Raw genomic sequence first — 8,964 nt, forward strand, 5'->3', positions numbered from 1 at the left:
AGAAGAGTAGGGCATAAATTTGTTAAGAGTTTCCTCACTTATTTTAAATCCGCGGTCTATTCTCTCTTTGCCGATAGAAACCATATTTACGGAAATAGTCTCACCTATGTGCTGAAGGTTAGATACAATTGTGCCAAGTGCCTCAAGTCTTTTGGTCTCCGAATCGGTCATCTCCATTGAATATAGTTTTCTGGCGTAGTCTGTGATAGAGTCATGAAGCATTCTAAGCTCGAGCTCACGAGAGACCAATTTCTCCAGATCTTCCTTAGTACCTGAGAGGACAGCCGGTCTAGCCATATTGGTAAGCCCTTCAATAAATCCCCCAAGCCTAACTGCCTCAAGCCTTATACGGTCAAGCGCAAGTGCCGGGGTTTCTAAAAGCTCTTTTTCCAAATATTTAGGAGTCGCATATTCAGGAAGTTTTTCAGGCTCCTCAGGCAATACACGCTGAATAAAGTTGGCCAAATAGGTGGTGAAGCCGATGAATATAAATGTATTGGCAATGTTAAATATGGTATGTGCATTTGCAATTTGCCGCGGGGTCTCTGCTCCGAGCCTGGCAGTACCTGACAGATTGGCGTATACAGGTGATATATCTCTTACAATATCTGCCAAATAGCCTATAAATGGAAGCCAGATCAGAACACCAAGAATATTGAATATCAGATGCGCTGCCGCTGCTTGTTTTGCTGCAGTGGGTTTTCCTATGGCTGCAAGTACGGCTGTCACGCACGTACCAACATTAGCGCCAAGTATTAATGCTATGCCCGCGTCAAGAGTGATAAATCCCTGAGACGCTAGCACGATAGTTATACCAGTTGTAGCAGATGAGCTTTGCACAAGTGCTGTAAATAAAGCTGCCACAGTTATGCCTAATAACGGGTTTCCCATATCTCTCATAAGCGCTATGAATGGCTCATATGTTCTGAGAGGATTTGTAGCATCGCTCATAATTCCCATTCCAAAAAATACCATTCCAAGACCCATAATAATTACTCCATATAGACGGATCTTTTCATTCTTTGCGATAAAATTCATGGCAAAGCCGATTGCGATTAGAAGTAGCGCGTACTGGGTTACATTAAATGCAATAATCTGTGCTGTGATAGTTGTCCCAACATTAGCACCGAGTATGATTCCGATCGCTTGCTGAAGCGTCATAAGCCCGGCAGTGATGAATCCGACCACTAAAACAGTTGTAATAGAGGATGACTGTATGACTGCGGTAGTAATTGCACCTGTAAGAGCGGCCATAAACCTGTTCTTTGTCAGTTTTGCTAATAGACTGCTCATTCCCTCTCCGGCCACAGCTTTAAGTCCGTCAGTCATCTGCTCCATGCCGAATAGAAACACTGCCAGACCACCGAAAAGGCCCATGACTATTGCCCACGTGCTAAAGCCCTCAGCCTGGGCTACAGCTCCTAATGACGGAAGCGCAGACAATAAACACGCGCCTAAAATGAGAATAAGAAGAGACTTTTTCCCCATATATTTATTATTCAGATTCATTTTTATTACCCCCGACGCTTAAAGTTTGAACAAGTCTTATAAGTGCCATCTTATATGAATTTAGATTATCATTTCAGTTGACCTTAGCAAAGCCATAAATGCTATACTCATATCACTACTTTTCGGAGGTAAGACTGATGGAAATAGACGAGACAACATACCAAGAGATTGCAGAGCTTATTCACAGCGATAAGAGCCCGGTTGGGATTGATGCAAAGAAAACGCATATACTAATTCTTCACAAGCTTACGCAGATTGAAAAAAGATTAGACTCGCTAGAAGAGCAAATTAAAGACAAATAATTTTTTTATAATTCTCAATAATATTAGATAGATAGCAATTAATATGGATATGTGCTAAAATAAAATCTATCACACCCTAATGGCGGAGGGTTATAGATGGCAACTATATTATCTAAACTCAACAGGGGAATTCTATATTCCCTAGTTTATTTATGTTTTATTATTTTCTTATCACATTCAGCTTATGCTGAAGATCTAACTTGTTTAGAACAAGACGTTATACCGATTATTACTAATGCCACGCGTGCTACTGATCCTTCAATTAGTGACGATGGTTCTCTTATTGCCTTCATTTCTAATGGGAATATAAACAATACAAATAGTGACGGTAGTGATGAAGTTTATCACTACCATACTGAGACTGGAGTTATTACAACAGTTACAAATGAACCTGCAGGTATAAATGCTGTTGACACTGCTATCAGTGGAGATAGTAGAATTATTGCTTTCTCATCAGAGTCAGGCAATGATGGTACTTTGAATCTCTTTATGCATGATGTACAGGCTAATACAATTGAGCAGATAACTAATCATTTATCAGGAAGTAGTCGCTCAGCTTCAGCAAATAGAGACGGCTCTCGTATATCTTTTGTGTCAAATGAAGACTTAACTGGAGGCAATATAGACGGGAACTTTGAAATTTTTCTTTATGACAGCTCCTCTGGCATTAAGCAAATAACAGATACAGTTGGCGGAATATGCAGAACTACCTCTATTAGCGCTGATGGATTAACCGTTGCTTTTGACTGTACTAATAATATCAACAATGGAAATCCGGATCTGAGTCGCGAGATTTTTTTCTATGACGACCTTAGTGAGACTATCACTCAAATCACAGATGGACCAAATATTGACACATCCGGCCGGCCATCGGTTAGCGCAGACGGAAATATTATTGCATTTTCTTCCACTGGAGAACTTGTAGGACCTAACACTGATGATATGGCGGAAATATACTATTATGATAAATCTAAGGCTGAAATAATTAGGCTAACCAACTCGCCGTTATTCAGCGATGCGCCTTCCGTAAGTCCTGATGGAAAGCGCGTTGCTTTTACTTCAATCCGAGACCCCAATGGAGAAAATCCAGAAAATAACCAAGAGCTTTTCATGCATGATATAGAATCTGGTCAAACGGAACAAGTTACAAGATCTGAAATGGGGACTGGCAGAGAATCATCTATAAGCTCTTTTGGTATACATATAGCATTTCTTGGTATTGGAAACGTAACAGGAGAACATCCTGATCTAGTCCGTGAGATTTACTATGCTAGATGTTCGCCACCAAAAGATATAAGAAATGTTCCAACTCTATCTGAGTGGGGTCTTGTATCAACCGCAGTGATTTTAGGATTTGCAGGTTTTTATTTCATTCGCAGAAGGAAAGTTTCAGCGGGTTAAATTCTTATTGATTCAAAGCATTTATATGTTAATGTGGTCATGGGCGGTTGGGTTTTCCATCCACTACACTAAATTAAAATTGGAGGCATTGCTATGTACAGAATTCTACTGATGGCGCTTATTCTTGCGCCAGCTATTTCATTTGCAGCAGAAGTTTATTCACCGGGGCCGGGGGCAGTTTGTGATAAGGTAGGCCAGGCCTGTTTTGATAAAGAGGGAGCTTCTATAGGCATAACTAAAGACGAGTTCGGGCAAGAAGCAGCTGATAAGCTTATGAAGAATATTGAAGAAGTTGGCAATGATTGGGATCCTACAAGATTTACAATGAGTGACGGTGTATCTTGTAACACAACAAAAAAGGTTTGTGATGATTCCTATGGCCACTTGGATAAACAGATGACAAAAACACTTTTTGGCGAGGATGCAGTTGAAGATGCGCAGAGCAGCGTAACAAAGGCATCTGTTGAAGGGCACTGCAAGCTCTACAACAAAAAGAGCGATAATAACAAGTATAAAGGGCCGTGCAAAATTAAGCAGAAAATGTCGGCCGATATGAACGAGTATTTAATAAAGTTTGATGACGGCAATAAATATGTGTTTATTCAATCACCCGAGGGTTATAAGGTAGAAACCCCTGATGGTATGTCCAAAAATATGGCTACAATGACAGATCACGGAGATAAAGCAGTATTTAAGTGGGGTAAGTGGCAGCTTACGGCCAAGGAAAATTAATTAAAAGGGGCTTCGGCCCCTTTTTTTATATATAATTATTAGCATGAGAACTCAATTCCATAGATATATGGCTCTCAGCATATTTTGTGTATTCTTCATAAGCCAAGTCACAATTACCTCAGAAGCTGATGATAAGAAAATGGATAGAAAAGAATTTAATGAGTCTATCATTACAGGCAATATAGAGTATGAAGACTGGATGTCAGATCCTGTTGCTGTTTCATTAAGATATTTAGGACCTTTTGAAGGTCGCAGCCAAACTATTCAAAGAACCAATCCAAGTGCTGAATCCTCTGATACAACCCAGGTTGTAATCATCAATGAAGGGCTTTTAGATGATTCTATAAGGGCAGAGAAATACGAATTTACTTTAAAAACTTTTAACAACAGGTGGGTTATCTATAGCGAAGAAAAATTTAGAAAATGCTGGCCGGATAGGGGGCACACTAATTTTTCTAAAAAGCCTTGCAGCTAAACGGGGGAATATAATGAGTCATGATATAACACTTATTGCAAAGTTTAAGATACACGAGGGAAAACTTGAGCAGATGAGAGCTCTATATGATGAGGCCATGGAGATGGTAAAAACACAAGAGCCTGATACAAGATCTTTTACCCTCTATGTGAATGAACAAGAGGCAGTCTGCGTGTCCTATGAAATCTATAAAACCTCTGAGGCAATCTTAGAAAATTTCAGACTATCGCAGGATAGGATACAAAGAGTGCTTGAGACCTCAGACGTCATAAGCTGTGATATTTATGGAGACGTATCACAGGACGTCATAGAACTCTTAACCCCATACGGGGCAAACTTTTACGGCTATGATAGGGGCTATAGAAGATCATAGAGAATAAAAGCAAGCAGGATTGCTCTTATTGTCCAGCAAATAGTCCTAATCCAGTTATAGCCAACTAGCTTATCAACTACTTGGGTGCTGAATTCAGTAGATAATTGTTTATGATGTCTCACTTGAACAAATGCTGTAGAAAGCCAAATTAACACTAACAATCCAAATGATATCAAGTAGATGTTATAGTCAGTGTTGGATAAAAAGCTGCTGGAAAGAATAACAATGCCGGTTAGCAGCTCAAGGCTCATAACCGGACCCACTATAAATGTAATAAGTTTGGAATGCTTTCTTTCATATTCTAAAAACTGCTCATTGCCCACGTATTTGAATAGAGGATAGTGAACAATCTGTACCATCCATATAAGTCCAGTCATGAAAAAAGTTGCTACTAGGTGAATAATAAAGATATAAGTCATTAAAACTTTCGTCCGCCAAAAAGTGCAATCTCAAACTGCTTATAGTAGCAGTCTACGTCTTTAAACCCAATTTCTGTAAGCCACTGGCACTGCTCTTCTACAGGTGAGAGCTGATCTTCATCTTTGTCTGGACGATTCTTAAATCCATCTAGAATATCTTCTCTGCTAGCATCAGGATTAGTCTTAAGCTGGTGTGCATGAAGGTGATCTGCATAATATTCTTCAAAAAGCCTCTCAACATTATCTGTGCTGGACTTTACATGCTCTAAGTTTAAGAATATGCCACCTTTGGTCAAAAGATCGTATATCTCATTATAAAGTCCTTTTTTCCTTATATCAGGCTGGTGATGTATGGCAAAGCCGGATATAACGACATCAAATGGTTTAAACGACTCAACAGCCCCAAGCCAATCTGGGGTAGAAAAATCTGCTTTTACAAGGGTCCAGTCCGATCTTTCTATAAGAGTCTCCCTGGCAGCGTCGAGCATGGGGTTTGAGAAATCAAGAAAAACACATTCCGCCATTGGAAAAGCGCTTAATAAAAACCGTCCTAATATCCCATCCCCACAGCCTAGATCTAATATTTTATAAGGATTTGAGTGCCAATTTCTTATAATTGCTGATATAATTGCTAGCTGAATCTCGGTTCCTGGAACAGCCCCGCGCTCAGATTCAAGAAAGTATTTTACATTCTCTTGTATTTCCCAACTGCTCTTTAGTTTATTCATGATTATTCCCACAAAGATATTATCACTAGATCCCTTGATTACAATCCCGATCCTATGATAATATGAAACCATATTCAGGCGGTATGAACCTTAAAGGAGGAAGTCCCTTGAAACTCAAGACAGCCATATATTCAGTCCTAATTATGTTTACTGCTCTTTTAGTATTTTCGTCTACTGGATATTCTCAAGAAAGCATAAGTCTTGGATGCTGTAAAACAGTGAAGGGCACTCCTGAATGTGTTGGCTGCGGTGATGGCGAGGCAAACTGCGCTGTAGACGGTTCACTGTGTGTTGAGACCAACTCATTTACCCTTTCACAGATCTGCATAAATAGCTCACTGGCAGGTGAGGCTGAGTGTCGGCCTGCACAAGGTAACGGATGCTGTGTCGAAGCAGAAGCAAAGTGTTCAGATGACGTAACCATAGATTCCTGTAGCGGACAACACTGGTTTGAAGGCTCCTCGTGTTCTGATGTCCCTTCATGTACACCTCAAGACTCATCTGACTTTCTAGATACAATCATTATTATACTTGCGGTTCTAATAGTTATAGTGCTACTAGTGCTATTCCGCAGAAAAAAGCCAAGAGCTTAAAATACTAGCGAAACTATTACCTAGGTTAATTCTTATCTATCCTATAGAGACATCTATAAATCTTTGAGATAATGTGTTAATTTATTCATTAACACTGTAGTTAAGGGGACAGTTAAATGAATATTTCGACCGTTTATAGTTGTTGTTTGTATGTACTTCTAATCTTTGCCTTTTTTATCTTTCTAAACACAAGTTCTTATTCTCAAATTGCGCCAGGTTCCTGTGAAATAGTGCAGCTAACAGATACATCTGAAAATTCCTCAAGGCCAAGAGTTTGCGGCAATGGGGGCGGGGTGTTGTTTCAATCAAATGCAGATATCTTAAATAACGGTCATGCTGATCAGCAGGATCTGTTTTTCGCTGATATCTCAGATCCTTTTTCACCAGTTTTTTACCAAATTACGAATACTGCCCAAACAAAATTTTTGTACAGCATAAGTGATGATTGCGGCGCTATATCATTAACTTCTGCAAGTGACTTTTTAGGAACAAATATGAGTAATAATCAACAGATCTTCAGGATAGATATAAGTAATCCAGCTTCACCTGTCTTTACTCAGGTAACTAATACTACCAGCGGTTTTCACAGATCAATTATAAGCGGCGACGGTACAAAAATAGCATTTTCTACACAGGCTGATATAACTGGCATGAATCCAGATGGTAGTGTTGAGTACTATGTGTTTGATTCAGAGAACCTAGTCTTACCAATTTCCCAGATAACCAATGATCCTGCTAATAATTCGAGCTCAAGTCAAGATCCGGTTATTAATCAAGATGGCCGTAAAGTAGCTTTTGTCTCCAGTGAAAACTTTGTTCCGCCGAACGTTGGAGCAACTGGCGTAAGGGACATATACCTTTCGATGCTTAGCTATAATCCTCCCAATCTCGTAGCTTCCAGTTTACAGCAAGTTTCTAATTTTCCATTTCAAGAGTTTAATGCACAAGATTTAGATATCTCACCTCAAGGCAATAGTATCCTTTATACCTCGCAATCCAATATAGTAGGATTAAATCCAGACCGTAATTTAGAGCTGTTTCTCTATGACATCCCCAGTAATGAGTTCTTTCAGGTTACCACTTCTAATATGCCCACGCCTACAGTCCCGACAGGTTTTCTAAACTCAGATGGCACTATGGCAATATTTAGAACAAGTAATCCAGATTTTAATCCCTTCGGTCAGAACAGTGAGCAAATCATACTTTCTGACATAAGCGATCCTAACAACCCAACCCATGCTTCCTTATCAACATTTGGTCAAGGGGAGCTCTTAGGCGGAATATCTGTAACTAACGACTTATCTCTTGTTACTTTTATCAGCGAGTCTGATGTAGCGGGTAATAATGAGGACGGCAGTCGGGAAATATTTCTTTTGCTAGCAGGTACCTGTCAAATAATATCTGTCCCAACCCTATCAGAGTGGGGACTCATATTTATTGCACTAATCCTAGGGATTAGTGGCTGTTATGCGGTATTTAGAAACAAAGTAGCCTCTTAATCTAATTTCTCTGCGTTTATTTCTATAATATTCCCGTCAATATGAAGCTGCGGCCACGGAGCAGGGCTATGCGGCGTAGATTCAATGATTTTCCCTCTCCTAAATATTTATATTATCTTTGCGATTATATTCTATAATATTTATAAGAATCAAAATTGTGCCAAAAGGAGAAAATAAATGTCCACGGTAGGTAAAATCCAAATAACTATTATTTATATTGCACCCAATGATATAGTAGAAGAAGGAGAGCGGATATTTGCCCTTCACTCTGATTGGATGAAGAGAACACATCCTAAAGAGGGAGAGCTTGCGCTTTTGCGCTATAACATAATTAAATCTCCTGAGCTAAGCGATCCTTTTAATCCAAACTCTGAGCCTACCGGCAATACTATGTTTGTACTGGATGAGATGTATGAAACACAGGCCGGGCTTGATGAGCACTGGCGCAAGGCTGCAGAGGAGTGGGAGGATATGCCTAAACTTATTGAGTGGTCGGCAAAATGTAAAGCAATAACTGCACATAACGGAGTTGCAATACAAGGGCTTTGGTGATAATTCCAGGAGGGAAGTCATGTCTGATTTAAACGAAGCGATTAAACAGTTCTATATAGCGCATAACGAAATATTTGCCGGCAACATAGCTCCTATGCAGGAGATATGGTCACAATCACAAGACGTTACTTATATGAGCCCAATTGGCGGAATATTAGTTGGCTATGATGCAGTAATTAAATCTTGGCGAAAGCAGGCAGAGCTTAATCTAAAAGGACACGTAGAGCCATATGAAATGAAAATAGTACAGGGTCAAGATATTGGTGTGTGCTACAACTATATTAGAGGCACTAATTATGTTTTGGACGGAAGAGAAGTACACCCCAATATCAGGGCGACTACTGTTTATAGAAATGAGGGAGAAAGCTGGAAGGTAATTGG

Annotated in this window: 12 protein-coding genes; 9 read left to right on the forward strand and 3 right to left on the reverse strand. The window is 39.7% G+C overall.

Annotated features, from left to right (window positions below; genetic code table 11):
• Nucleotides 1-1,509 (reverse strand): Na/Pi cotransporter family protein (locus AAF462_06880; GenBank protein ID MEM7008844.1); only part of this gene is annotated, 1,509 nt, incomplete at its 3' end.
• A 137-nt stretch (nucleotides 1,510-1,646) separates the two neighbouring features.
• On the opposite strand from AAF462_06880, the gene AAF462_06885 reads away from it, so the two are divergent.
• From AAF462_06885 to AAF462_06905, 5 genes are all read left to right on the forward strand, one after another.
• Complete coding sequence (locus AAF462_06885) at nucleotides 1,647-1,811, forward strand: hypothetical protein (protein MEM7008845.1); 165 nt, start codon at nucleotides 1,647-1,649, stop codon at nucleotides 1,809-1,811.
• Between the two features lie 96 nt (nucleotides 1,812-1,907).
• Nucleotides 1,908-3,212: an IPTL-CTERM sorting domain-containing protein gene (locus AAF462_06890; protein ID MEM7008846.1), complete on the forward strand. Its 1,305-nt coding sequence runs from the start codon at nucleotides 1,908-1,910 to the stop codon at nucleotides 3,210-3,212.
• Between the two features lie 93 nt (nucleotides 3,213-3,305).
• Nucleotides 3,306-3,944, forward strand: coding sequence for a YcgJ family protein (locus AAF462_06895; GenBank protein MEM7008847.1), 639 nt, complete (start codon nucleotides 3,306-3,308; stop codon nucleotides 3,942-3,944).
• Between the two features lie 67 nt (nucleotides 3,945-4,011).
• The gene (locus tag AAF462_06900; GenBank protein MEM7008848.1) at nucleotides 4,012-4,419 is read left to right on the forward strand and encodes a hypothetical protein; all 408 of its coding nucleotides are present in this window, start codon (nucleotides 4,012-4,014) and stop codon (nucleotides 4,417-4,419) included.
• A gap of 13 nt (nucleotides 4,420-4,432) precedes the next feature.
• Entirely contained in the window at nucleotides 4,433-4,792 is a 360-nt protein-coding gene (locus tag AAF462_06905) for an antibiotic biosynthesis monooxygenase (GenBank protein MEM7008849.1), read from the forward strand.
• On the opposite strand, the gene AAF462_06910 is transcribed toward AAF462_06905, so the two are convergent.
• Both AAF462_06910 and AAF462_06915 read right to left on the reverse strand, forming a co-directional pair.
• Nucleotides 4,777-5,169, reverse strand: a complete 393-nt coding sequence (locus tag AAF462_06910; GenBank protein MEM7008850.1) for a hypothetical protein — start codon at nucleotides 5,167-5,169, stop codon at nucleotides 4,777-4,779. The two genes, AAF462_06905 and AAF462_06910, sit on opposite strands and share 16 nt — an antisense overlap.
• A 41-nt stretch (nucleotides 5,170-5,210) precedes the next feature.
• Complete coding sequence (locus AAF462_06915) at nucleotides 5,211-5,939, reverse strand: class I SAM-dependent methyltransferase (GenBank protein ID MEM7008851.1); 729 nt, start codon at nucleotides 5,937-5,939, stop codon at nucleotides 5,211-5,213.
• Nucleotides 5,940-6,046: 107 nt separating this feature from the next.
• Here AAF462_06915 and AAF462_06920 point away from each other — a divergent pair, with 107 nt between their 5' ends.
• The 4 genes from AAF462_06920 to AAF462_06935 form a co-directional block, all read left to right on the forward strand.
• Nucleotides 6,047-6,532 carry a hypothetical protein gene (locus tag AAF462_06920; GenBank protein MEM7008852.1) on the forward strand — a complete coding sequence of 162 codons (486 nt, stop codon included), beginning with the start codon at nucleotides 6,047-6,049 and terminating at the stop codon, nucleotides 6,530-6,532.
• Between the two features lie 116 nt (nucleotides 6,533-6,648).
• Nucleotides 6,649-8,031, forward strand: a complete 1,383-nt coding sequence (locus AAF462_06925) for an IPTL-CTERM sorting domain-containing protein (GenBank protein MEM7008853.1) — start codon at nucleotides 6,649-6,651, stop codon at nucleotides 8,029-8,031.
• 177 nt (nucleotides 8,032-8,208) lie between these two features.
• Nucleotides 8,209-8,583 (forward strand): hypothetical protein, encoded by a 375-nt coding sequence (locus AAF462_06930; GenBank protein ID MEM7008854.1) that lies wholly within the window; start codon nucleotides 8,209-8,211, stop codon nucleotides 8,581-8,583.
• A 19-nt stretch (nucleotides 8,584-8,602) separates the two neighbouring features.
• Nucleotides 8,603-8,964: nuclear transport factor 2 family protein (locus tag AAF462_06935; GenBank protein MEM7008855.1), on the forward strand; the 362-nt coding region annotated here is incomplete at its 3' end.

Source organism: Thermodesulfobacteriota bacterium (genome assembly GCA_039028315.1).
GTDB lineage: Bacteria > Desulfobacterota_D > UBA1144 > Nemesobacterales > UBA2774 > CR02bin9.